General features: G+C 69.2%; 19 protein-coding genes. 16 read left to right on the top strand and 3 right to left on the bottom strand.

The window, feature by feature from the left end:
- Window positions 1–3,920: beta strand repeat-containing protein (locus tag ACXJLU_RS26375; RefSeq protein ID WP_457336120.1), on the bottom strand; the 3,920-nt coding region annotated here is incomplete at its 3' end.
- A gap of 304 nt (window positions 3,921–4,224) precedes the next feature.
- Between ACXJLU_RS26375 and ACXJLU_RS26370 the strand changes: the two genes are divergently transcribed.
- The 10 genes from ACXJLU_RS26370 (at window position 4,225) to ACXJLU_RS26325 (ending at window position 15,782) form a co-directional block, all read left to right on the top strand.
- A complete protein-coding gene (locus ACXJLU_RS26370; protein WP_073463714.1) occupies window positions 4,225–5,022 on the top strand; it encodes a CsgG/HfaB family protein in 798 nt (265 codons plus the stop codon).
- A 92-nt stretch (window positions 5,023–5,114) separates the two neighbouring features.
- A complete protein-coding gene (gene nudB, locus ACXJLU_RS26365) occupies window positions 5,115–5,567 on the top strand; it encodes a dihydroneopterin triphosphate diphosphatase (RefSeq protein WP_457336118.1) in 453 nt (150 codons plus the stop codon).
- The gene (locus ACXJLU_RS26360; RefSeq protein WP_457336116.1) at window positions 5,564–6,349 is read left to right on the top strand and encodes an endonuclease/exonuclease/phosphatase family protein; all 786 of its coding nucleotides are present in this window, start codon (window positions 5,564–5,566) and stop codon (window positions 6,347–6,349) included. The genes nudB and ACXJLU_RS26360 overlap by 4 nt, the downstream gene beginning before the upstream one ends.
- A 7-nt stretch (window positions 6,350–6,356) precedes the next feature.
- Entirely contained in the window at window positions 6,357–7,679 is a 1,323-nt protein-coding gene (gene clsB / locus ACXJLU_RS26355; RefSeq protein ID WP_457336114.1) for a cardiolipin synthase ClsB, read from the top strand.
- Between the two features lie 11 nt (window positions 7,680–7,690).
- Entirely contained in the window at window positions 7,691–8,740 is a 1,050-nt protein-coding gene (locus ACXJLU_RS26350) for a ligase-associated DNA damage response exonuclease (protein ID WP_457336112.1), read from the top strand.
- Window positions 8,737–10,479: an ATP-dependent DNA ligase gene (locus ACXJLU_RS26345; protein ID WP_457336110.1), complete on the top strand. Its 1,743-nt coding sequence runs from the start codon at window positions 8,737–8,739 to the stop codon at window positions 10,477–10,479. The genes ACXJLU_RS26350 and ACXJLU_RS26345 overlap by 4 nt, the downstream gene beginning before the upstream one ends.
- Window positions 10,463–11,899 (top strand): glutathione-disulfide reductase, encoded by a 1,437-nt coding sequence (gene gorA / locus ACXJLU_RS26340; protein ID WP_457336108.1) that lies wholly within the window; start codon window positions 10,463–10,465, stop codon window positions 11,897–11,899. The genes ACXJLU_RS26345 and gorA overlap by 17 nt, the downstream gene beginning before the upstream one ends.
- A gap of 194 nt (window positions 11,900–12,093) precedes the next feature.
- The gene (locus tag ACXJLU_RS26335; RefSeq protein WP_457336106.1) at window positions 12,094–14,370 is read left to right on the top strand and encodes an ankyrin repeat domain-containing protein; all 2,277 of its coding nucleotides are present in this window, start codon (window positions 12,094–12,096) and stop codon (window positions 14,368–14,370) included.
- A 21-nt stretch (window positions 14,371–14,391) separates the two neighbouring features.
- Window positions 14,392–14,832 carry a CesT family type III secretion system chaperone gene (locus ACXJLU_RS26330; protein WP_457336104.1) on the top strand — a complete coding sequence of 147 codons (441 nt, stop codon included), beginning with the start codon at window positions 14,392–14,394 and terminating at the stop codon, window positions 14,830–14,832.
- Window positions 14,833–14,900: 68 nt separating this feature from the next.
- Window positions 14,901–15,782 carry an EamA family transporter gene (locus ACXJLU_RS26325; protein WP_457336102.1) on the top strand — a complete coding sequence of 294 codons (882 nt, stop codon included), beginning with the start codon at window positions 14,901–14,903 and terminating at the stop codon, window positions 15,780–15,782.
- A gap of 4 nt (window positions 15,783–15,786) precedes the next feature.
- Here ACXJLU_RS26325 and ACXJLU_RS26320 read toward each other — a convergent pair whose 3' ends face one another.
- Complete coding sequence (locus ACXJLU_RS26320; protein ID WP_457336100.1) at window positions 15,787–17,142, bottom strand: S10 family peptidase; 1,356 nt, start codon at window positions 17,140–17,142, stop codon at window positions 15,787–15,789.
- Window positions 17,143–17,355: 213 nt separating this feature from the next.
- On the opposite strand from ACXJLU_RS26320, the gene ACXJLU_RS26315 reads away from it, so the two are divergent.
- The 6 genes from ACXJLU_RS26315 to ACXJLU_RS26290 all read left to right on the top strand — a co-directional run bounded on the left by ACXJLU_RS26315 (window position 17,356) and on the right by ACXJLU_RS26290 (window position 22,659).
- Window positions 17,356–18,198, top strand: coding sequence for a DUF429 domain-containing protein (locus tag ACXJLU_RS26315; RefSeq protein WP_457336099.1), 843 nt, complete (start codon window positions 17,356–17,358; stop codon window positions 18,196–18,198).
- A gap of 59 nt (window positions 18,199–18,257) precedes the next feature.
- The gene (locus ACXJLU_RS26310; protein WP_457336098.1) at window positions 18,258–18,830 is read left to right on the top strand and encodes a GbsR/MarR family transcriptional regulator; all 573 of its coding nucleotides are present in this window, start codon (window positions 18,258–18,260) and stop codon (window positions 18,828–18,830) included.
- A 60-nt stretch (window positions 18,831–18,890) separates the two neighbouring features.
- Window positions 18,891–19,352, top strand: a complete 462-nt coding sequence (locus ACXJLU_RS26305) for a thiol-disulfide oxidoreductase DCC family protein (protein ID WP_457336097.1) — start codon at window positions 18,891–18,893, stop codon at window positions 19,350–19,352.
- A gap of 7 nt (window positions 19,353–19,359) precedes the next feature.
- Window positions 19,360–20,319 carry an acyl-CoA desaturase gene (locus ACXJLU_RS26300; protein ID WP_457336096.1) on the top strand — a complete coding sequence of 320 codons (960 nt, stop codon included), beginning with the start codon at window positions 19,360–19,362 and terminating at the stop codon, window positions 20,317–20,319.
- On the top strand, window positions 20,319–21,305 hold the full coding sequence (locus tag ACXJLU_RS26295) for an NAD-dependent epimerase/dehydratase family protein (protein ID WP_457336095.1): 987 nt from the start codon (window positions 20,319–20,321) through the stop codon (window positions 21,303–21,305). Before ACXJLU_RS26300 ends, ACXJLU_RS26295 begins: the two co-directional genes overlap by 1 nt.
- An 88-nt stretch (window positions 21,306–21,393) precedes the next feature.
- Window positions 21,394–22,659: an SRPBCC family protein gene (locus tag ACXJLU_RS26290; RefSeq protein ID WP_457336093.1), complete on the top strand. Its 1,266-nt coding sequence runs from the start codon at window positions 21,394–21,396 to the stop codon at window positions 22,657–22,659.
- A 189-nt stretch (window positions 22,660–22,848) separates the two neighbouring features.
- Here the strand turns inward: ACXJLU_RS26290 and ACXJLU_RS26285 are convergent.
- On the bottom strand, window positions 22,849–23,225 hold a 377-nt coding region (locus ACXJLU_RS26285), incomplete at its 5' end, for a hypothetical protein (protein ID WP_457336091.1).

Genomic DNA, 23,225 nt, shown 5'->3' with positions numbered 1-23,225 from the left:
GAGTTGGTGGCCGTGACCTTGCAGGCATAGGCCGTTCCGTTGGTCAGCCCCGTCACTGTCACCTTGCCATCCGAGCCCTTGTTGAAGCTCGTGCCGCTGATGCAGCTCCCGGTGTAGGCGACGTTGCTCTCGGCGTTCGGGGAGAAGCTCAGCACGATCTGCGCATCGCCCGGCTCGGCTTGCGTGATGGAAGGCGTCGTCGCCTTGACCGCCAGGTCAATTGGAACCCAGGCTTTGGACACTCCCGCGCCTTTGGAGGCCGTGATCCCGCACACATAGACGCTTCCGTTGGCAAGACCGGTGACCTTCAAGGGGCTGGCGCCACTGATGCCCGTGCCGACCGTCGTGCCGTTCGCCCAGTTGGTCTCGCTGGTTGCGCAGCTCGCCGTGTAGAGCGTGCTGCTCGGGTTGGTCGATGGCTTTGTGAAGCTCAGCGTCACTTGGCCGTCGCCGGCGGTCGGCGCGCCCAGCGCCGCCGGGGCCAGCGGGGTCGCGTTGGTGCTTGCGGAGGTGATTGACACGTTGGACGCGTTGGTGGCCGTGACCGTGCAGGCATAGGCCGTTCCGTTGGTCAGCCCCGTCACTGTCACCTTGCCATCCGAGCCCTTGTTGAAGCTCGTGCCGCTGATGCAGCTCCCGGTGTAGGCGACGTTGCTCTCGGCGTTCGGGGAGAAGCTCAGCACGATCTGCGCATCGCCCGGCTCGGCCAGCGAGATGACCGGCTTCGTCGGCGTGGCCGAGGACAGCGGGGTCACGCTGGTGCTTGCGTCCGAAGTGACTGCCACATTGGATGAGCTGAGGGCCGTGACCGTGCAGGTATAGGCCTTTCCGTTGGACAGCCCCGTCACCGTCACCTTGCCATCCGAGCCTTTGTTGACGCTCGTGCCGCCGTTGCAGCGCCCGGTGTAGTCGACGTTGCTCTCAGCGTTCGGGGAGAAGCTCAGCACGATCTGCGTATCGCCCGGCGCGGCCAGCGAGATGACCGGCTTCGTCGGCGTGGCCGGTAACGTGAAGACGTCCGCCGCGTCGGAGGTGGCCTTCGCGCCACCGACGTTGTTGGTGCCCGTCACACGGCAATTGTTGTAGGTCGACCCGTTGGCGAGGCCGGTGATGGTCAGCTTGCTGACCAGTAGCGTGAAGCTGTCGCCGGCGACGCAGGTGGCCGAGTAGGTGACGCCACTGCTGATCGGGCCAAAGTCCAGCGTCACTTGGTTGTCGCCGAATGTCCGGCTATTGATGATCGGCTTCGTCGGCGCGGCAGGCAACGTGAAGCTGGACACTTTGGCTGTCGCCGTGTCGCCGCTGCCATTGGTGGCCGTCACGCCGCAGTTGGCATAGGTGCTGCCATTGGTCAGGCCGTTCACCGTCAGGCTGCCGTCGGCATTGGCCGTGAAGCTGTCGCCGGCGACGCAGGTGGCCGAGTAGGTGACGCCGCTCCCGTTGTTCGGGCTGAATCCCAGCGTCACGTTCGCATTGCCGAACGTGACAGTGATGCCGGACGGCTCCGTGGGCTTCACATTGGGCGTGACATGCACGGAGCCTGAATCGCTGTGTTGCGAGCCGAGCATGGCGCGGATCCAGCAGGTGTATGTCGTGCCATTGGTCCCCTTGGCCGTGACCTGGGAGGCCGGGCCGGCGCCGATGTCGATGCCGTCCGGCGAGCAGATCAGCTCATAGGTGGTGGTGCTTGCATCGTTGGACGCAGGACGATCGAACGTGACCGTCAGCGTGCCGTCACCGGCACTCTTGCCGAGGTTGGTCGCCGCGTACAGCGGCGCCTCGACGACGGCTGCGGACGGTGTGGCCTTCACGGTGGGGTCGGATGCCACGCTCGGGCCGGCGGTGTTGCTTGCCGTCACCCAGCAGGTGTACTCGCTGTCGTTGCTCAGGCCTGACACCGTGATGCTGGTGTCGGTGGCCGCAGTGGACGGTGCCGTGAAGATGTTGTTGCCGTTCTGGCACCACGCGGTGTAGCCGGTGATCTCCGCGCCGCCTTTGTTGATCGGCTCGGTGTAGGTCACCGTGATCGTCGTGTTGCCCGCCTTCGCCTGCACTGCGGTCGGTGGCTGCGGCACCGTGCGTGGCCTGGCGTTCTTGGTTCCACTGGAGGGGCCGGTACCGAATTGATTCGTGGCCGTCACCGAGCACGCATAGATGCTGCCGTTGCTCAGCCCTTTGACCGTCACCGGGCTGGTGGCTGCTGTGCCTGTCTTGTCATCACCGCAGGTGCCGGTGAAGGCGGTCACTGCGGAGCCGCCGTCGGAGTTGGCGGTGAAGGTCAGGGTGATCGCAGCATCGCCGGGCGTTGCGTCGATCAGCGTCGGGGCGGCCGGCACCGTGCCGGCCGGCTTCGCGGGCTGCCCTTCCGATGGCGTGCCGCTGCCGTCCTGGGTGCGGGCCTTGACCACGCAGCTGTAGCTGACGCCGTACGACAAGCCGCTGACCGTGATCGGCGAGCTGGTGCCGGTCGCGGTGACGATCGAGTCGGCACTGGTGCAGGTGGCGGTGTAGTCGAGCACCGGCAAGCTGCTGTCGGTGACCGGCGTGAAGCTGATCACTGCGGTGGTGTCGGTCGTGATCACCCGCACATCCTGCGGTGCGTTCGCGACGGTGCCACCGGTCGGGGCCGTCGAGGCGACCGGCGTCACGGGCTGCCCGGCCGATGCCTTGCCGGTGCCGGCGGCGTTGACCGCGGCCACGCTGCAGGTGTACTGCTGGTCATTGACCAGGCCGGCCACGACCACCGAGCCCGCGCTGGTGGCATCACCCGTCGCCGTCTGCGTGCCCCCCGTGCAGGTCGCGTGGTAGCCGGTGATCGTCGAGCCGCCATCGGCGGGCGTCCCGGGCGAACCGACCGGCGCCGTGAAGCTCAGCGTGGCGATCCTGTCGCCGGCGCTGACCAGCGTGAGCGTCGGCGCTTCGGGCACCGTGCGCGGCACGACAGTCATCGCGTTGGACGGATCGCTGGTGCCGGCGGTCGTCGTTGCGGTGACGGTGCAGCTGTAGGTCGCACCGTTCACCAGCTGCGGCACCGTGATCGGGCTGCCGGCCGATTCGACGCTGACGACGCTGTCGTCTTTCGAGCAGGTCGCGTGGTACAGCGTGCCCGATTCGGTGGCCGAGCCGAGCGAGCGGCGCTTGGCGGCGCTCGCGCCCACGCTGGTCTTGTTGAACTCGACGACCGCCGAGCTCGGGGCGCCCTTGACGGCGCTGAGCGTCGGTGCCGCCGGTGCGCCGGCGGTGGCCCCAGCCTTGGCCAACGGTGTCACCACCGACGTGGCCGACGGGGTGCCCAGGCCTTGCGCATTCACGGCAGTGACCGAGCAGGTGTAGGCCACGCCCTCGGTCAGCCCGAGCACGGTGATCGGGCTCGCGACGGCATAGCTGTAGGCGGTCTTGTCGCCAACGCAGATGCCGACGTACGAACTGACGGCGGAGCCGCCCGAGACGCTCGCCTCAGAGAAGCTGATCACCACCGAGGTCGGCGCGGCGTCCATGTGCAGCGCGCTGGGGGCGTCGGGCGTGCCGTTCCCCGTCGACGGGTCGGCCGTGGGCTGCACCGGACTCGACGCGACGCTGGCACCGCTGCTGTTGATCGCACTGACCGTGCAGGTGTAGCTCTGCGGATTCGTCAGGCCGGTCACGGTGATCGTGTCGGTGGCCGTGCCGTGCGAGGGGCTGCGTGCCGTGACCGTCGGGCCGCTGCCGGTGCAGACCGCTTCGAAGGCCGTCACGTTCTGCGGATTCGCCACCTTGAAGCTCAGCACGATCGCGTCGTTGCTGGAGGTGGCCGTCAGGTCGGTGACCGCGGCCGGGACCGCTTCGACGATCACGCCGGGCGTGGCCGTGTCATCCGTGGTGCTGCCGCCTCCTCCGCCTCCACCGCAACCCGCGATGAGCAAGGCGACCAGCAAGGCCATGGCAGGGCGCCAGGGTCGGAATGAGCCGGAGCGAACAGTGTTGATGGGGGCCGGATGCGTCATGGCAGTCGTCTACTCCTGGAAAGTGCCGGCCGGCGCGAAGGGTGCGCCGGAGGCTGCTGCGGGATCCAGGGAGCTTGCGGACCGAAATTGCAGAACTTGTGCAGATGCGCAAGACATGCCAACCGAGAACAAAGTGCTACCAATTGGCAGACCCGCGACTGAGGGGTGCCTGCCTGATGCCGGGTGTTGCGCTGGCATGATCGATGTCTTGCTTGGTATAGATTGCTTGGAAAGGCTCCGCATGAACCGTGTCACCGTTGCATCAGGACTGGTGCTGGCATTGATCGTTGCCGGCTGCGGCAAGCAGGGCGCTCAGCTCGGCGAAGGCGGTTCGGTGGTGACCGGCTCGGCCGGCCCCGCCGGTGCGCAATCGGCGGCGCGCGAACTGGTGAGGTGCGATGCGCCGGTGGCGACGCTCGCGCTGGTCGAGAACCCGAACGGCTACACGATGGTGTCGGGCTACAACCTGCCGCAGTCGCCGGTGCCGCTGATCCGGCTGCTGGCGCAGCAGAGCGGGTGCTTCCGCGTGGTGGATCGCTCGGCCGGCCTGCGCGCCACGGTGCAGGAGCAGGAGCTGAAGAACGCCGGCGTGCTGCGCCAGAACGGCACGGTCGCCAAGGGCAAGGGCTACGAGGCGCAGTACTCGCTGACGCCCAGCCTCACCTTCAGCGAGCAGAACGCCGGGCGCGAGATCGGCGGCATCCTCGGGATGATCCCGGTGCTGAACAAGTTCGTCGGCATGGCCGACAGCGTGAAGCTGAAGGAAGCGCAGGTCGCGCTGCTGCTGACCGACAACGAGACCACCGAGCAGCTGGCCGCGTCGACCGGCTCGGTGCGGGTCACCGATCTCGGCATGGGCGGCCTGGTGCTCGGCAAGCTGGGCGGCGCGGCCGGTGCCGGCTGGAGCAACAGCAATGAAGGCAAGGTGATCGCCGCCGCCTTCCTCGATGCGCACAACCACCTGGTGACGCAGGTGCGCCTGCTGCAGAGCAAGGAGCTGCCGCCGGCGGTGGCGGTGAAGGCCGGCGCGAAGGGGTGAATCCGGGCCGCGCCGCGCGGGCGTTTGCCCGACCCGGCGGCGAGGCATCTGCCGACACGGGCCGGCTGCGGCGAGCCGCTATCCTTCACGGCATGAAACTGCCGGAATCGGTGCTGGTGCTGATCCATTCGCCGCAGCGCGAGGTGCTGCTGCTGGAGCGCACCGATGCGCCGGGCGGCTGGCAGAGCGTGACCGGCTCGCGCGCGTCGGCCGGCGAGCCGCTGCGCGACACCGCGGTGCGCGAGGTCGCCGAGGAAACCGGCATCGTCGTCGGCTCGCAGGCCGTGCCGGCCACGCGGCTGGTCGACCTGGATCGCCGCCACGTCTACGAGATCCTGCCGGCCTGGGCGCACCGCTACGCGCCGGGCGTCACCCACAACACCGAGCATGTGTTCACGCTGCAGGTCGATCGCGGCACGCCGATCCGCCTGAGCCCGCACGAACACCTGCGCTTCGAATGGCTGCCGTGGCGCGACGCCGCCACGCGGTGCTTCTCGCACACCAACGCAGCCGCCATCCTCGACCTGGGACACACTCCGCGATGACCGTGTCACCCTCGACCCTGCATCCCCCGCACGTGCTGCGGGTGGCCACCTACAACATCCACAAGGGCGTGCGCGGCGTCGGCCCGCGCAAGCGGCTGGAGATCCACAACCTGGGGCTCGGTATCGAGGCACTCGACGCCGACATGGTGTTCCTGCAGGAGGTGCGCAGCTTCCACCACGCCGAGGCGCGGCTTTTTCCGGACACGCACAAGGGCTGGCCGCGCCTGCCGCAGGCCGAGTACCTGGCGCCCGACGGCTACCACGCGGCCTACCGCACCAACGCGGTCACGCCGGGCGGCGAGCATGGCAACGCGTTGCTGTCGCGCTGGCCGCTGGGCGACGAGATCGGACACCACGACGTGTCCGACCACCGCTTCGAGCAGCGCGGGCTGCTGCACGTGCGGGTGCACTGGAATTCGGTGGTGGTGCATGCGATCGTCGCCCACCTCGGGCTGATCCATTCGAGCCGCGTGCGGCAGGTGGAGCGCATCGGGGCGTTCGTCGCGAACCACGTGCCGGCCAACGAGCTGGTGGTGCTGGCCGGCGATTTCAACGACTGGGGCGGCAAGCTCGACGCGCCGATGCATGCGCTCGGGCTGTACCGCGCCGAGCGGCGCGGCATCAGCTCGCAGCGCACCTTCCCGTCGCGCATGCCGGTGTTCTCGCTCGACCGCATCTACACGCGCGGCTTCCGCTGCACCGGCACCTCGGTGCCGCGCGGGGCGGCCTGGGCGCGGATGTCGGATCACCTGCCGCTGGTGGCCGAACTCGAACTGGAATGAGCCCGCATTGACCTCGACCGCGACACGCACGCGCAAGCACCACCGCCGGCACGGCGAACCGCCGCTGCCCGACGACCTGTGGAGCACGCTGCCGCGCGCGCTGTTCTGCGGCGACAACCAGGTCGAGCTGCTCAGTGGCGGTGATCAACTCTTCCCGGCGATGGCGCGGGCGATCGACGCGGCCCGGCACGAGGTCTGGCTCGCGACCTACATCTACCAGCACGAAGGCAGCGTCACCGCCGTCACCGATGCGCTGCTGGCGGCGGCGGCGCGCGGCGTCGCGGTGCGCGTGGTGCTCGACGGCTTCGGCTCGCGCGCCTTCCTGCCGCAGCTGCAGCCGCTGCTCGAGAACGGCGGCGTCGACCTCGCGGTGTTCCGTCCGATCACCAGCTGGTGGAGCTGGTTCCAGCCCGGCCAGCTGCGCCGGCTGCACCAGAAGCTGTGCGTGGTCGACGGCGAGGTCGGCTTCGTCGGCGGCATCAACCAGATCGACGATCGCATCGACCTGGTGCACGGCGTCACCGAGCAGCCGCGGCTCGATTTCGCGGTGCAGTTGCGCGGGCCGGTGGTCGCGCCGGTCGAGCAGGCGATCCGCGCGGTGTGGACGCGTGCCGACCTGGGCCAGGATTTCCGCGAGGAGATGGTGGCCCTCGCGCGCAGCGCCGAGCCGATCGCGCGCGCCAAGCGCCTGATGCGCCGGCTGCGCATGCCGCGCAGCAAGGGCCTGCAACTGAGCCCCGATGCGCTGCCGCCGGTGCGCGCCGCCTTCGTGCTGCGCGACAACCTGCGCCAGCGCCGCACCATCGAGCGCAGCTACATCGATGCGATCCGCGGCGCGCGCGAACGCGTCGACCTGATCAGCCCGTACTTCTACCCCGGCCGGCCGTTCCGCCGCGCGCTGCGCGATGCGGCCGACCGCGGCGTCGCGGTGCGGCTGCTGCTGCAGGGCAAGCTCGACTACCGCATCGCCGGGCTGGCGGCGCGGGTGCTGTACGACGAGCTGCTGGCGCACGGCGTGCGCATCCACGAGTACACGCCGGCCTACCTGCACGCCAAGGTGGCGGTGATCGACGGCGACTGGGCGACGGTGGGCAGCTCGAACATCGATCCGTTGTCGCTGCTGCTGAACCTCGAGGCCAACGTGATCGTGCGCGACGAGGCCTTCACGCGTTCGCTCGCCGAGCGCTTCGACGCCGCGGCGGCGCAGTCGCGCGAGATCGACCCGAAGCTCGCGCACCCGCGAACGCTGGCCGGCACGCTGCGGCGCGGCTTCGTCGCGTGGTGCGCGCATGTCTACCTGCGCATCGCCGGCCAGACCGGCCGCTACTGACGGCGCCGGCGATGGCGGTCGACGACCTGGTGATCGAACGGCCCGAGGGGCTGTACTGCCCGCCCGGCGATTTCTACATCGACCCGTGGCGACCGGTCGAGCGCGCGGTGATCACGCATGCGCATGGCGACCATGCGCGGCGCGGGCATGCGCACTACCTCGCGTCGGCGCCCTCCGAGGGCGTGCTGCGCGCGCGGCTCGGCGACGACATCACGCTGCAGACGCTGGCCTACGGCGACGTGATCGAGCACCACGGCGTGCGGCTCTCGCTGCACCCCGCGGGCCACGTGCTCGGCTCGGCGCAGGTGCGGCTCGAACATGGCGGCCGCGTGTGGGTCGCATCGGGCGACTACTTCGTCAGCGGGGCCGGCGACGACAACAGCACCTGCACGCCGTTCGAGCCGGTGCCCTGCGATTGCTTCATCACCGAATCGACCTTCGGCCTGCCGATCTACCGCTGGCGCCCGCAGCGCGAGGTGTTCGCCGACATCGACGCCTGGTGGCGGGCCAATGCCGAGGCCGGCCGCGCGAGCCTGCTGATGGCCTACAGCTTCGGCAAGGCGCAGCGGCTGCTCGCGGGGGTCGATGCGTCGATCGGCCCGATCGTCGTGCATGGCGCCGTCGAGCCGCTGAACCAGGCCTACCGCGCGGCCGGCGTGGCCTTGCCGCCGACGCAGCTGGCGACCGAGGTCACCGACAAGGCGAGCCTCGCGCGGGCGCTGGTGATCGCGCCGCCTTCGGTGCAGGGTTCGGCGTGGACGCGCCGCTTCGGCGACTACGGCGATGCATTCGCCAGCGGCTGGATGCAGCTGCGCGGCACGCGGCGCCGGCGCGCGGTCGACCGCGGCTTCGTGCTGAGCGACCATGCCGACTGGCCGGGGCTGCAGCGCGCGATCAGCGCGACGGGTGCCTCGCGCGTGATCGTCACGCACGGCTACGAGGCGGTGATGGTGCGCTGGCTGCAGGAGCAGGGGCTGCAGGCCGGGGCGTTCCACACCGAATATGACGACGAGCGCGATGACCAGCGAGCGGTTGCCACCGATCCGGAGCCGCCCGCATGAAGCGCTTCGCGCGGCTCTTCGCCGAGCTCGATGCGACCACGGCCACCTCGGCCAAGGTCGCGGCGCTGCAGCGCTATTTCGCCGAGGCCGCGCCCGGAGATGCGGCCTGGGCGGTGTACTTCCTGTCCGGCGGCAAGCCGCGGCAGGTGGTGCCCACCGCGACGCTGCGGGCGCTGGCCTGCGAGCGCGCCGGCATCAGCGACTGGCTGTTCGACGAGTGCTACCAGGCGGTCGGCGACCTCGCCGAGACGATCGCGCTGGTGCTGCCGGCGCCGCGGCACGAAGGCAACGTGGGCCTGGCCGAGTGGATCGAGCAGCGGCTGCTGCCGTTGCGCGGGCTGTCGCCGGCCGAGCAGGCGGCACGCATCGCGGCATTCTGGGACGAGCTCGACACCACCGGCCGCTTCCTGCTGACGAAGCTGATCGGCGGCGGCTTCCGCGTCGGCGTCAGCAAGCTGCTGGTGCAGCGCGCGCTGGCCGCGCATGCCGGGCTCGATGACAAGCTGCTCGCGCAACGCATGATGGGCTGGACCGATGCGAAGCAGACGCCCGATGCGACGCGCTTCGCGGCCCTGGTCGCACCCATTGGCGAGGGCGCCGCACCACCGCTCGGCCAGCCGTATCCGTTCTTCCTCGCGCATCCCGTCGACGCGCTGCCGCCCGATTTCGACGCACGGCTCGGCGCGCCGGGCGACTGGCTGGTCGAATGGAAGTACGACGGCATCCGTGCGCAGATCGTTCGGCGCGGCGGCCAGACCTGGATCTGGTCGCGCGGCGAGGAACTCGTGACCGAGCGTTTTCCCGAGGTCGTCGCGCTCGCGCAGGAATGGCCCGACGGCAGCGTGCTCGACGGCGAGATCCTGGTGTGGAAGGGCGATGCCCCGGCGCCGTTCAACCTGCTGCAGCAGCGCATCGCCCGCAAGACGCTGACCAAGCGCGTGCTGGCCGATGCGCCGGCCAGCTTCATCGCGTACGACCTGCTGGAGTGGCAGGGCGTCGATTTGCGCAGCAAGCCGCAGCGCGAGCGCCGTGCGCTGCTCGAAGCCGCTTCCGCGGGGCGAACGATGCGGGTGTCGCCGGTCGAGCAGCGCGACAGCTGGGCGGCGCTGGCGGCCCTGCGCGAGGAATCGCGCGGCCGCGGCGTCGAGGGTTTCATGCTGAAGCACGCACAGGCGCAGTACGGCAGCGGCCGGCGCAAGCAGGAGGGGCTGGCGGGCGGCACCTGGCTGAAATGGAAGATCGACCCGCTGAGCGTCGATGCGGTGCTGGTTTACGCGCAGGCCGGGCACGGGCGGCGCGCGAGCGTCTACACCGACTACACCTTCGCGGTGTGGAGCGCGCCGCCGCAGGATGCCGCCGAGGCGCAGGCGGTGGTCGACGCGATCGCCCGGCGCGAACCGGCGCAGGCCGGGGCGCTGCAGCTGGTGACCTTCGCGAAGGCGTATTCGGGTTTGAGCGATGACGAATTCACCGAGGTTGACCGCATCATCCGTCAGACGACGCTCGAGAAATTCGGGCCGGTGCGCAGCGTGCGGCCCACGCTGGTGTTCGAACTCGGTTTCGAGGGCATCAACGCGAGTCCGCGCCACAAGAGTGGAATCGCCGTGCGCTTTCCACGCATGCTGCGCATCCGGCACGACAAGCCTTTGCATGAAGCCGACAGCCTCGCTACGCTCAGGGCGCTGATGGAAGACGGTGGACGACAGGAGAGGGAGCCTTCGCATGACGGTGACAGCTGACAACAATGCCGACTTCGGTGGCAACTTCGCCGATGCCGGCCAGGCAAGCCCATCCTACGACTGCGACCTGTTCGTGATCGGTGCCGGCAGCGGTGGCGTGCGGGCGAGCCGCGCTGCCTCGCAGCTCGGCGCCCGGGTGATCCTGGCCGAGGGCAGTGCGCTCGGCGGCACCTGCGTGAACCTGGGCTGCATCCCGAAGAAGCTGTACAGCTATGCGGCGCACTACCACGAGGCCTTCGCGCAGGCGCGCGGCTTCGGCTGGACGCTGACCGAGCCCGAGTTCGACTGGGACGTGCTGAAGGCGCGGCGCGGCGCCGAGATCACGCGGCTCAACGGCGTGTATGCCGAGCTGCTGCGCGGCGCCAACGTGCAGCTGGTGCGCGGCTGGGCCAAGCTGCTCGATGCGCACACGGTGGCCGTGAAGACCACGACCCACGAGCAGCGCTTCACCGCGCGGCACATCCTGCTGGCCACCGGCGGCGAGCCGGTGCGGCTCGACGGCCCCGGCGCCCAGTGGGCGATGAGCTCCGACGACATGTTCGACCTGTCGCCGTTCCCGAAACGGCTGGTGGTGGTGGGCGGCGGCTACATCGCCTGCGAGTTCGCATCGATCTTCCACGGCCTGGGGTCCAAGGTGACGCTGCTGCACCGCGGGCCGCAGCTGCTGCGGGGCTTCGACGGCGAGATGGCGCGCTTCGTCACCGCCGAGATGCGCAAGAAGGGCATCGACATCCGGCTCGAGTCGCGCATTGCCGCGGTGGAGCGGCGCGGCGAGGTGCAGCGGCTGCAGCTCATCGACGACAGCGTGCTCGAGGCCGACACCGTGCTGCACGCCACCGGCCGGYGTGCGCGCAGCCGCGGGCTGGGGCTGGCCGAGGTGGGCGTGAAGGTCAACGAAGACGGCACGGTGCCGGTGGACGAGGGCTTCACGACCAACGTGCCCTCGGTGCATGCGCTGGGCGACCTGGTCGGCAACAAGGCGCTGACGCCGGTGGCGCTGGCCGAGGCGATGGTGCTGATCGACCGGCTGTTCGGCGAAGGCCGCCGGCCGGCGCTCGACTACGCGACGGTGCCGACCGCGATCTTCACGCACCCGCAGGCCGCGACGGTGGGCTTGAGCGAAGAGGTCGCGCGCACGCGGCACGGCGTGCTGCGCATCTACCGCAGCGAGTTCAAGCCGCTGCAGCACACGCTGAGCGGCAGCACCGAGCGCACGCTGCTGAAGCTGGTGGTCGACGATGCGAGCGACCGGCTGCTGGGTGCGCACATGGTGGGCGGCGATGCCGGCGAGGTGCTGCAGGGCTTCGCGGTCGCGGTGCAGGCGGGGCTGACGAAGGCGCAGCTCGACCGCACGATCGGCATCCACCCGACGGTGGCGGAGGAGTTCGTGACGATGCGGGTGGCGGCGTCGAAGGGGTGAGGGGAAGGACGGGCCGGGACGGTTGATTCGGAGGCGTTCCGACCGGAACGCATGCCGGTGCGCGCGGTGGGAACCGCGACGCGCCAATGCTCACTCATGGCGACCGAGGATGGCAGCGCAGTCGCACGATCCATGCGACTGTCTGCGAGATGCCATCCGGACTGTTTCACCATCCATTGCCACGAGCACGAACCATGCAGTACCCGTCGTCGTCCTATGCGAACAATCCCCAGACGTCGCTGCGAGATCCGAGGGGAAAGTTTCCTGAGAACGTCCACGGGCCGTACAAGGTGGCGCGTTCGGAGGTGAATGGCCAGTCTTTTGTCTTCGATGAGCTGGTCAGCGAATACGAGACTAAAACAGGCAAAAAGGTCGTGTATGCAATCCGCGATGTTGGCGCCGATGCCATGCATTGCCTGCAGCTGTCGCCCGAGGTGAAGGACAAGCTGGCTGAATGCTTCTCGCCGTATTCCGGCAATGTGACGGAGCATATCGTCGCGTCGAAGGGCGAGTCGGATCTTCTTCTGCGTCGCGAGTGCAATTCCATCCTTGGCAATCGCGATCCACTCGTACAAGCCTTGCGAGAAGGGGCGCGCAGGTGTGATTCCGTGGCACAGGCGACGGACATTATTCTGAGAGAGCACTACGGGAACCAAAGCGAGCCGAAATGTGATCGCATCGAGCGGGTAGGCTCAAGAAAGATGGCTCACACCTTCGTGCGAGTCATCTTGCGAGACGGCTCCACCGTGATTCATGACCACTGGATCAACCCGGAGGCGTTCCTGCAGGAGGACGGCCGGTTCAGTATGGCGGACGACCTTGAAGTTGTCGCAACGTGGCGTCCTGGAGATCCGATAACGCGGCGATGGGAGGATCTGAAGCAGCAAGCGAAGGCCGCGGGTGAAATTCGGATCGAGGAGTTTCCGCCGCTCGTTCAGAGCCGCATCCACGCGGGCGAGTACTCCGGCGATTTGGTGACCTATGTCAAACGGATGATCGGGTTCGGCGGGTATTTGGACAGAACCGAATCCGATTGCCTGCTCACGCCGGAGCAGGCGGCGCAGCGAGGGATGCAGCCGAACGTAAAAATCGCCTACCGCCACGGGCGCGACTACTACTCGAGCGATGTGGTGGCGAGATCTTCGATCCGCCGCGTTCGTGACCCGTCGTTTCCTGGCCCGCATCTGCGACAAGCCCAATGGGAACTCGATGTCGAAGCTGCATTCGTCGGCCGGGATCTTGAGGGGCTCACGCAGCTGCTGAAGCGAGGCGAGGCGCGCGAATGGTTTCCCGAACGTCACGGCAACCTTTGCCTGCGCGCAATGGGCGCGGCACTGAACATGCCGCTCGATGCGCAGAACATGGCGTTCATTGGTGTTCTCTTCAAGCACGCCATCGACGCCGTCACGGCAACGCAGATTCAGCTGATGCTGCGACAGAGGGTCATTGACGATGCCCTGAGGAATCGCGATGCGGATGCGCTGGAGGCATGGTTGAGCCCCGAGACCGTCGCCGCCATCGGCGACCACGGTTCCAGGTGGCTGATGGTTGCTTGCCAGGAGCTCAACCCCCACGGCGTCAAGAGCCTGCTGAGAGCAGGTGCGCAGTTCCACGCACCTCACGGGCTGGAAAATGGCCTGAGCCTTGCGATCGAAGCGGGCGGTACCGACATGGTGAAGCTGCTGATCAAGCAGGGAGCTTCGGCCTTGCGACCGAATGCCCTGGGGGTCATACCGTGGCAGTTCGCGCTACAGCTGTTGCGGGATCTGCCCGCCACCGGTGTTGACCAGGAACGTCGACAAGCGGTCGCTGGGAGCGTGTACGACTACGCGGTGGCCGAGGCGCTGGCGCTGCGACCTGCGGACAGGGCGCTGCTCGAGGCGCTGAGAGCGAGCATCGGCGATGGGGCCCAGCGGAACGCGCTGACGCTCGCGATCTGGCGCTCGGATCTGGAGCAAGCATGTTCCTCGGGTAATGTGAAAGAGATCAGCCTGCTGCTCGCATCGGAATTTGTGAAAGCGGACCGGGCCATGCGAAAGAAGGCGAACATCGCAGCCTCGGCATTGCTGTGTCGCGTTGTCGAGAGCGCACCGGTCGATCCTGCAGTCGTCGACGCCTTGCTGGCCGGCGGTATGGACATCAACCAGCGCGGGAAGGACGGCAAGACGCCATTGCTCGCGGCCTGCAGCCGGGCGGAGGTCGGTATCGTCAGCAAGCTGCTCGACGCCGGGGCGACGCTTGACGACTCTTCCTGGGATGGCTATAGCGCCCTGGGCCACGCGTGCCGGCGCGGCTCGCCGGACCTGGTGCGCCTGCTGCTGGAACGAGGTGCCTCGCCGAAGTCGAAGGACCACATGGGCTATTCGGCCGAAGATCTTGCGCGGGAATTCCGGGAGCTTTGTCCGACGAATGACCCAGCGTATGCCGGACGGGCAGAGGTGCTCAGCCTCTTCGAACAGTCCGCGGGCTGATTTCACCAGAAGGATCGAGCCATGACCCACTCCCCGCGTTTCCACGACGTGATCCGCCCGCTGTGCGAGCGCATTGGTATCGAGTCTCCCGACGAACATCGACAGAGCGTTGCGTTGTCTGTCGACGAAGGGTTGACGGTCGCCCTGCTGGGCTATCAGGAGGAATTTCTGGTCGTGCTCGCCGAGATCGCCGCACCGGTCGATCCGCGCGACGCCCAGCGCCTGTTGCCGCTGCTGGCCGGCAACCAGTTCTCCGCAGAACATCCCGCGTTGATCGGCGCCCTCGATCCGGACAGCGGCCGGTTCTCTCTGTGGACGCGCCTGCGCCTGTCGGAACTCGATGAGCCTGCGTTGATGGCCTTGTTCGATCGGGTGCTGGCGGCGGCCAGCAGCGTGCGCGATTGGCTGCAGGAGCCTCTCGTGTCGGGGCCGGCATTGCCTGGGGCAGAGCTTCGCGTGTGATGTCGTGATGGTTCGCCCGCGACTGTGGCGACAATGCGGGGCTTCGCCTTCGCCGCCGCCTGCGCCCCATGTCCTTGTTCGCGCTCTCCCTCGTCCTGATCGCCGCCCTGCTGCATGCCGCCTGGAACCTGGTCGCCAAGAAGGCCGGCGGCGACAGCCGCTTCGCACTGCTGTCCAGCCTGATGATCCTCGTGCTGTGGGGCCCGGTCGGCATCTGGGCCGCCTGGGGCACGGTGCCGCTGTGGGGCGCGAAGGAATGGGCGCTGGTCTTCGCGAGCGGCATCACCCACCTCGTGTACTTCAACGTGCTGCTGCGCGGCTATGCGGCGAGCGACCTGACGGTGGTCTACCCGGTGGCGCGCGGCACCGGGCCGCTGATCAGCTCGTTCGGTGCGCTGCTGCTGCTCGACGAGCACATGAGCCTGGGCGGCGTGCTCGGCGTGTTCGCGGTCACCGGGGGGGTGTTCCTGATCGCCGGCGGGCCGTCGCTGTGGGCGCGTGCGCACGACCCGGTGCAGCGGCAGCGCGTGATGGCCGGGCTGGGCTACGGCGCGGCCACCGGCTGCATGATCGCGCTCTACACGCTGATCGACGGCTACTCGGTCAAGGTGATGCTGATCTCGCCGATCCTGATCGACTACTTCGGCAACCTCGCGCGGCTCCCGTTCATGCTGCCGAGTGCGCTGCGCAAGCCTGCGGCCTTCATGGAATCGGCACGCGCACTGTGGAAGCACGCGCTGGTGCTGGCGGCGATCAGCCCGCTCGGCTACATCCTCGTGCTGTATGCGGCCCGGCTCGCGCCGCTGTCGCACGTGGCGCCGGCGCGCGAGGTGTCGATGCTGTTCGCCGCGCTGCTCGGCGGGCGGCTGCTGGGCGAGGGCCAGCGTGGCACGCGGATCGTGGGGGCGGCGTGCATTGCGGCGGGGGTGGTGGGGCTGGCCACCGGGTGAAACTTCAGCCCTTCACGAACGCCCTCAGCTCCCCCGCCATCCGCTTCAACGACGGCTGGTGGATGTACATCATGTGCCCCGCCTCGAAGTAGCTCACGCTGATGTTCTTGCGCAGCGGCTCGCGCAGCCCCAGGTGGCTCAGCGTGTAGTCGCCTGCGGCGTGCGGCGTCGCGAGGTCGTAGTACCCGCTCGCCACGTACACCCGCATCGCGGGGTTCGCATGCATCGCGCGCCGCAGGCTGCCGCCGACGTTCACGTACTTGCCCGCGAAATCCTTCCAGCCCCACTTGTCCCAGATCGGCGCGTGCACCACGTAGGGCGCGTCGGTGTCGAACTTCAGCGTGTCCTTCAGCAGCCGGTTGATGCCGCTCGCATACGCGCCCAGCAGGTTGCTCATCGCCGGATCGCCCTCGGGCTCCTCGCCGACATCGTCGCGGTCCAGGCCGAGGAAGCGGCTGTCGAGCCGGCCCACCGTCTGCCCGCGCTCGCGCAGCAGCTCCTTGAAGTAGCGGAACTCGCGCGGGCGCAGGTCGCAGCGCAGCACGTAGGCCACGCYCAGCCCGCTGTACAACGCCACCTGCTCGGCGATGCGCTGGCGCGTCTTCGCGTCGAGGGTCGAACCGGCCATCAGCGCCACCGTGTAGTCGCCGAGCGCAAAGGCCTCGGCCGCGGCGATCACCGCGGCCAGCGGCTTCTTCTGCAGCGCCGGCGCGAGCGCGCGGTGGTACCACGCGGTGGCCGCATAGGTCGGCAGGAACAAGGGGTAGGGCAGCTCGTTGCCGTGGTCGAAGTGCAGTGTCTGCAGGTCGACCGCCAGCGACACCAGCATCACGCCGTTCAGGAACACGTCGTGCTTGTCCTGCAGGTGCAGCGTGAGCCCGGCCGCGCGCGTCGTGCCGTAGCTCTCGCCGATCAGGTACTTCGGGCTGCCCCAGCGGCCGTAGCGCGCCAGGTAGAGGCGGATGAACTCGCCGACCGCGTCGAGGTCGCGCTGGTAGTCGTGGAACTCGGCCACCTTCTCGCCCTCGACCATGCGCGAATGGCCGGTGCCCACCGGGTCGATGAAGACCAGGTCGCTGTCGGTCAGCAGCGTGTGCTCGTTGTCGGTCAGCGCATACGGCGGCGGCGGTGCGTTGCCCATCTCGTCGGTGACGACCCGCTGCGGCCCGAGGATGCCCAGGTGCAGCCACACGCTGCTCGAACCCGGGCCGCCGTTGAAGCTGAACGTGACCGGCCGCGACGCAGGCTCCGCACCCTTCAGCGTGTAGGCGATGAAGAACAGGCTCGCGCGCGGCTTGTCGGCGCTGCGCTGGCCGTCGCGCTGCTCGTCCTCGCGCAGCACGACGGTGCCGCAGGTCACGCTGTAGTCCAGCGTGCGCTTGCCGACGACCGCGCGGTGCTCGGTGGTGACGAGGCGCTCCTTCGGTTCCTCGCGCGAGGAGGGCGATGGCGATGAAGCCGGCGCGGGCGACGAAGAGGGCGCGGACTTGTCTGCGGAAGCGTCGGCGTGCGGTTCAGCGGGTGGTCGGCCATGGGGGTCGCTAGAGTGAGGGCCCGACTGTACCGGCACCCCATGAGCTCCGTTCCCCTTCAGCACACCGCTTGGCCGCTGGCCGGCGTCGACTTCACCAGCCGGCCGACACGGCGCAAGCCGATCACCGTCGCGCGCGGCCAGCTCGCGCACGCCGTCGTGCGGCTGGAGCGCATCGAGACGCACGAGCACTTCGAAGGCTTTGCCGCGTGGCTGCGCACGCCGGGGCCATGGCTCGCGGCCTTCGACTTTCCGTTCGGCCTGCCGCGCGAGCTGGTGCAGGCGCTCGGCTGGCCGCTGGCCTGGCTGCCGTTGATGCGCCACTACGCCGGGCTGTCGCGCGACGAGATCCGCCTGCGCTTCGCGGCGTTCTGCGATGCGCGGCCGGTGGGCGCGAAGTTCGCGCACCGCGCGGCCGACGGGCCGGCCGGCTCGTCGCCGTCGATGAAGTGGGTCAACCCGCCGGTCGCGCTGATGCTGCATGCCGGCGTGCCGCTGCTGATCGATGCCGGTGTCGACCTGCCCGGCCTGCACGCCGGCGATGCGCAGCGCGTCGCGCTCGAGGGCTACCCCGGGTTGCTGGCGCGTGAGCTGATCGGCCGGCGCTCGTACAAGGCCGACGACAAGGCCCGCCAGACGCCCGATCGCCTGATCGCCCGCAAGGACCTGCTCGATGCGCTGGAGCAGGGCCGCTCGCGCCTTGGCCTGCGGCTGCGCCTGTCGCATGCGCAACGCGATGCGCTGGTCGCCGATGCGTCGGGCGATCGGCTCGACGCGGTGCTGTGCCTGATGCAGGCCGCGTGGGCGGCCGGGCAACCCGGCTTCGGTCGGCCGGCCGATGCGGATCCGCTCGAAGGCTGGATCGTCTCGTCGCCGCTCGCGTGATCCGTATTTTCTGAATTTCTGTGTTGACAGAAATATATGGCGACCCTAGAGTCCGCCTCATGAACCTGTCGCCGACCCTCTCCCGATTCGTGCTGCACTGGGGCGAGATGGGCACGCGCTGGGGCGTCAACCGCACGGTGGCGCAGATCCACGCGCTGCTCTTCATCACCGGCCGGCCGATGCATGCCGAGGAGATCGCCGACACGCTCGACGTCGCGCGCTCGAACGTCAGCAACAGCCTGCGCGAGCTGCAAGGTTGGAACCTGATCAAGCTCGTGCACCTGGCCGGCGACCGGCGCGATCATTTCGAGACCTCGACCCAGGTATGGGAGCTGCTGCGCACCGTGGTGCGTGAGCGCCAACGTCGAGAGATCGCGCCCACCATCGAGGTGCTGAACGAACTGCTGACCGATCCCGCATTGAGCCGCGACCCGGCCGAGGCGCGCCTGCGCATCCGCGAGACGCAGGAACTGCTGGTCACGCTGACCGCGTGGAGCGACGAGATGCTGAAGCTCGACACCGACACGCTGACCAAGGTGCTGAAGCTCGGCGCGAAGATCAAGAAGCTGCTCGGCCGCGACGGCGCTGCGGCGCCCGAAGAGATCAACCCGGCGCAGTTGCTGGGTCCCTGAGGCCTCTTTTTTTGCCGGTTAATTTCTCTATAGACAGAAATTTCTGAAGGAGCATTTGCGATGAACCACGCCCTGTACCCGATGACGCTGCTGTACGACGCCGCCTGCCCGGTGTGCTCGCTCGAGATGGATCACCTGTGGGAGCGCAACGCGGCGGGGCGCCTGGCCTTCGTCGACATCAGCGCTGCCGGGTTCGATCCGTCGCCCTATGGCGTGACGCTGCAGGCGATGAACGAGGAGATCCACGCGATCGCCGCCGACGGCCGGGTGCTGCACGGCGTGCAGGTGCTGCGGCTGGCCTACGAGGCGGTGGGCCTGGGCTGGGTGCTGAAGCCGATTGGCTGGGCGCCGTTGCAGCCGGCCTTCGAGCTGGGCTACCGCTGGTTCGCGCGGCACCGCCAGGCGATCTCGCGGGCGAGCGCGCCGCTGGTGCGCGGCATCCGCCGCGTTCGTGCGGCACGGATGGCCGCGCGCATGCAGGCCTGCCGCGATGGCGCCTGCCGCCTCCACCGCGGCGAGTGAGCGGGCCATGCGCAACGAGGTCACCACGGTCCACGCCACTGACGGATGCAGCGCGGTCGAGGGCCGCGTCGTCTGGGCGCCGCAGCGCTCGCTGTGGTGGTTCGCGATGCTGGCCGGCAGCGTGCTGGCCGTCACCCGCTACGCCAGCTGGGGCGGCGCCGCGCTGTTCCTCGCGAGCAGCGCGGTCACGCTGTGCCTCGGCCACTCGCTCGGCATGCACCGGCGGCTGATCCATCGCGCATATGCGTGCCCGCTGTGGCTCGAACGCCTGCTGGTCTACCTGGGCGTGCTGGTCAGCATGGCCGGGCCGGCCGGCATGATGCGCACGCACGACCTGCGCGACTGGGCGCAGCGCCAGCCGCACTGCCACGATTTCTTCGCGCACCGGCGCGGCTTCTTCGTCGATGCATGGTGGCAGTTGCACTGCGAGCTGCGCCTGGCCCGCCCGCCGCGCTTCGAGCTGCCCGGGCACCTCGCGGACGACCCGGTGCTGATGTGGGTCGAGCGGCACTGGCTGCTGCAGCAGTTGCCGTGGGCGCTGCTGTTCTTCGCGTTCGGTGGCATCGGCTGGGTGCTGTGGGGCGTGTGCCTGCGCTGCGTCGTCGGCCTGACCGGGCACTGGATGGTCGGCCACTTCGCGCACCGCGTCGGCCACCGCAGCTGGCATGTCGACGGCGCCGGGGTGCAAGGCCACGACGTGCGCGGCTGCGGGCTGATCACCTTCGGCGAGGGCTGGCACAACAACCACCATGCGTTTCCCGGCTCGGCCCGCCTCGGGCTCTACCCCGGCCAGGCCGATCCCGGCTGGTGGGTGCTGTGCGTGCTGCAGCGTATCGGCCTCGTGTGGGACATCAGCCTGCCGGCCACCTTGCCACCGCGCGCCTCGCTTCAGGCGCTCGAACCCTCGGTCGCCCGCGTGCTCGATGCCGCGGTGCCGGCTCCCTGCTGCTTCTCAAGGAGTGCGTGATGAAGGTCCTCGTCTGCGGATCGACCGGCTGCATCGGTGCGGCGGTCGTGCATGCGCTGCGTGCGCGCGGCCACAAGGTGGTCGAAGCCTCGCGCCGGCCGGGCGCGGCGCGCGAGCACTGGCCGCTGGATTTCTCCAGTCCGGTGTCGCCGCAGCACTGGGCCGTGCGGCTGCGCGATGCGCAGGTCGACACGGTGGTCAACTGCGTCGGCATCCTGGTGCCCTCGCGCGGGCAGCGCTTCGAGCGCGTGCATGCGCAGGGGCCGATCGAGTTGTTCCGCGGCGCGGCGCTGGCGGGGGCGCGGCGCGTGATCCAGGTGTCGGCCCTCGGCGTCGGGCCGGAGGGTCTCGACAGCGACTACCTGCGCAGCAAGCTGCTTGCCGACGACCTGCTAGCGACGCTGCCGCTCGACTGGGCCGTGCTGCGCCCGTCGCTGGTGTACGGGCCGCGCAGCGCGAGCGCCGCGCTGTTCGCGACGCTCGCGTCGCTGCCGGTCGTCAGCCTGCCGGGGCGCGGCGCGCAGCGCTTGCAGCCGCTGCACGTCTACGAGCTGGCCGAGGCGATCGCGCGGTTGGTCGAGCAATCCGGCCCGCTGCGCGTGGTGCATGAGGTCGGCGGCCCCGAGGCCGTCAGCTACCGCGAGATGCTCGCCACCTATCGCATCGCGCTCGGCCTCGGCCAGCCGCTGTGGTTGCCGGTGCCGATGCCGTTGATGAAGCTCGCGGCGCGCCTCGCATGCGTGCTGCCGCAGAAGGCTTTCAGTGTCGACACGCTGCGCCTGCTCGAGCGCGGCAGCGTGCCATCGGTCAATGCGTTGCCCGCGCTGCTGGGCCGCGCGCCGACCGCGCTGGCGCAGGGCCTGCGCATCAGCCCGCCCGAGCCGCTGATCGATCTGCGCGGCAAGTTCGCGCCTGTCGCGTCGCTGCTGCAGAAGCTGACGATCGGCGTGCTCGCGGTGCTGCTGTGGATCTCGCATACGCGGTGACTGCGCGATGATGAACCCCGACCACCTCCCGTTCCGCTACCGCTGGCCCGTGCTAGCCGGTGCGCTGTCGGGCATCGCGCTGCGACTGATGTTCTCGGGCGCGGCGGGCAGCTCCTGGTCGGCGATGGCCGGCGCCTTCGTGTTCCTCGCGCCGATCGTCGTCGGCATGGTGACCGTCTACATCGCCGAGCGCGACGAGCGGCGCTCCTGGGCCTATTACGTCGGCGCGCCGTTCCTCGCCACCGGGCTGTTCGTCACCGGCACGCTGCTGATCAACGTCGAGGGGCTGATCTGCGTGCTCGTGATCGCGCCGCTGTTCGGCGTGCTGGGCAGCGTCGGCGGCCTGTTGATGGGCGTCGCCTGCCGCGTCACCGGCTGGCCGCGGCCGACGCTGTATGCCGCCGGCGTGCTGCCCTTGCTGATGGGCGTGCTGGTGCCGGGGACCACGCTGCAGGACGACCGCAGCCAGATCGAACGCAGCCTGTGGATCGCCGCGCCGCCGGCGGTGGTGTGGCAGCAGTTGACGCAGACGCCGGACATCCGGGCCGACGAGGTCGAGCGCGGCTGGGCTTATCGCATCGGCGTGCCGCCGCCGCAGTCCGGCGTCACCGAAGCCGCCGGGCAGCGCGTGCAGCATTTCCGGATGGGCAAGGGCATCCACTTCGAAGGCGACATCACCGAGTGGCAGCCGGCGCGCCGCATCGCGTGGGCCTATCGATTCGAGGCCGACTCCGTGCCGTCGGGCGCGCTGGACGACCACGTGCGCATCGGCGGCCTGTACTTCGACCTGCTCGACACCGCCTTCGAGCTGCAAGCCGAGCGCGGCGGCACGCGCCTGAGCATGCGCACGCGCTACCGCGTCAGCACGCAGTTCAACTTCTATGCGGATCGTGTGGCGCAGCTGCTCCTCGGCAACGTCAGCGAGGTGCTGCTGGAGCTGTACGCCCGGCGCTCGGTGGCCGGGTCAGAGGGTGAGAGTGAATCCGGCGTGCCCGAGCAGCCTGTCCAAACGCGCCCAATCAAGGCGCAAAGCGCAGCCGTAGCTCGGGCTACGGCGAGCATTTGCAACGCAGAGTGGGTGTGTTTGGGCAGGATGAGCGAGCATGGCGGATTTGCTCTCACCCTCTCAGTGCTTCAGCTCGATCGTGCCGCGCGCCACGTAGCGCTGGAAGTCACCGATCGGGATCGCGGTGGAGCCGTGCGTGTCGCCGTCGACCCAGCTGAGCGTGGCGTCGGTGAGCGTGGTCTCGACCTCGATCGGGCCGGGGCGGATCTCGATCGGCTGGCCGTCGCCTTCGCGGTACTCGACCTTGCCGATGATCTGGGCTTCCTGGGACATGGGGTTCCTCCTTGATGTCATGTCATGGCTTGCATGACACCAAGGGTCCCCCGGCATGGCCGGTCGCGAGAATAGGACGGGACGCCGCCTGCGCGTAGGCAAGCTCCTACGGCGCGCGGGCCGAGCGCCGGGCCGCCCCAAGCCGGCCCGCATCCCCGCGGGGGATCGGTCGATGTACCCATCGACCGAGGGGCCGACATCTATCTACAGCGCGTTGACCTTTTCCTTCAAGCGCAGCGCCTTCTGCCGTTCGAGCTTGGCGGTGTCGTTGGCCGGATCGAGCTCGAGCACCTTGTCCCAGGACTTGATCGCGCCGTCGAGGTCTTGCCGCGCGAGCGCCGAGCGGGCGTTGCGCGAGTGCGTGTCGACCAGCCGCTTGCTGGTCGCATCGGCCTTCGGGCCGGCGGCGGCGACGCCCAGGCTGGCCGCCTGCTTGTAGTCGGCCAGCGCGCGCTCCAGGTTGCCGGCCTTGGCCGAAGCCTCGGCCGCGCGGAAGGCCTTCTCGCCGGCCGACGGCTCGGCCGGTGCGGCCGGCGCGGCAGCCACCGGCGGCGGTGCCGGTTCGGCGGCCGGCTCGGGCT

It is taken from the genome of Rhizobacter sp. P5_C2 (assembly GCF_054049715.1).
This window is presented reverse-complemented; position numbering and strand designations above follow the sequence as displayed.

Excerpts from the sequence above, each read along its gene's own strand:
- ACXJLU_RS26370 (WP_073463714.1), top strand. The coding sequence starts at position 4,225 with ATGAACCGTGTCACCGTTGCATCAGGACTGGTGCTGGCATTGATCGTT.
- nudB (WP_457336118.1), top strand. The coding sequence starts at position 5,115 with ATGAAACTGCCGGAATCGGTGCTGGTGCTGATCCATTCGCCGCAGCGC.
- ACXJLU_RS26360 (WP_457336116.1), top strand. The coding sequence starts at position 5,564 with ATGACCGTGTCACCCTCGACCCTGCATCCCCCGCACGTGCTGCGGGTG.
- ACXJLU_RS26350 (WP_457336112.1), top strand. The coding sequence starts at position 7,691 with ATGGCGGTCGACGACCTGGTGATCGAACGGCCCGAGGGGCTGTACTGC.
- ACXJLU_RS26345 (WP_457336110.1), top strand. The coding sequence starts at position 8,737 with ATGAAGCGCTTCGCGCGGCTCTTCGCCGAGCTCGATGCGACCACGGCC.
- ACXJLU_RS26335 (WP_457336106.1), top strand. The coding sequence starts at position 12,094 with ATGCAGTACCCGTCGTCGTCCTATGCGAACAATCCCCAGACGTCGCTG.
- ACXJLU_RS26330 (WP_457336104.1), top strand. The coding sequence starts at position 14,392 with ATGACCCACTCCCCGCGTTTCCACGACGTGATCCGCCCGCTGTGCGAG.
- ACXJLU_RS26325 (WP_457336102.1), top strand. The coding sequence starts at position 14,901 with ATGTCCTTGTTCGCGCTCTCCCTCGTCCTGATCGCCGCCCTGCTGCAT.
- ACXJLU_RS26315 (WP_457336099.1), top strand. The coding sequence starts at position 17,356 with ATGAGCTCCGTTCCCCTTCAGCACACCGCTTGGCCGCTGGCCGGCGTC.
- ACXJLU_RS26310 (WP_457336098.1), top strand. The coding sequence starts at position 18,258 with ATGAACCTGTCGCCGACCCTCTCCCGATTCGTGCTGCACTGGGGCGAG.
- ACXJLU_RS26305 (WP_457336097.1), top strand. The coding sequence starts at position 18,891 with ATGAACCACGCCCTGTACCCGATGACGCTGCTGTACGACGCCGCCTGC.
- ACXJLU_RS26300 (WP_457336096.1), top strand. The coding sequence starts at position 19,360 with ATGCGCAACGAGGTCACCACGGTCCACGCCACTGACGGATGCAGCGCG.
- ACXJLU_RS26295 (WP_457336095.1), top strand. The coding sequence starts at position 20,319 with ATGAAGGTCCTCGTCTGCGGATCGACCGGCTGCATCGGTGCGGCGGTC.
- ACXJLU_RS26290 (WP_457336093.1), top strand. The coding sequence starts at position 21,394 with ATGTTCTCGGGCGCGGCGGGCAGCTCCTGGTCGGCGATGGCCGGCGCC.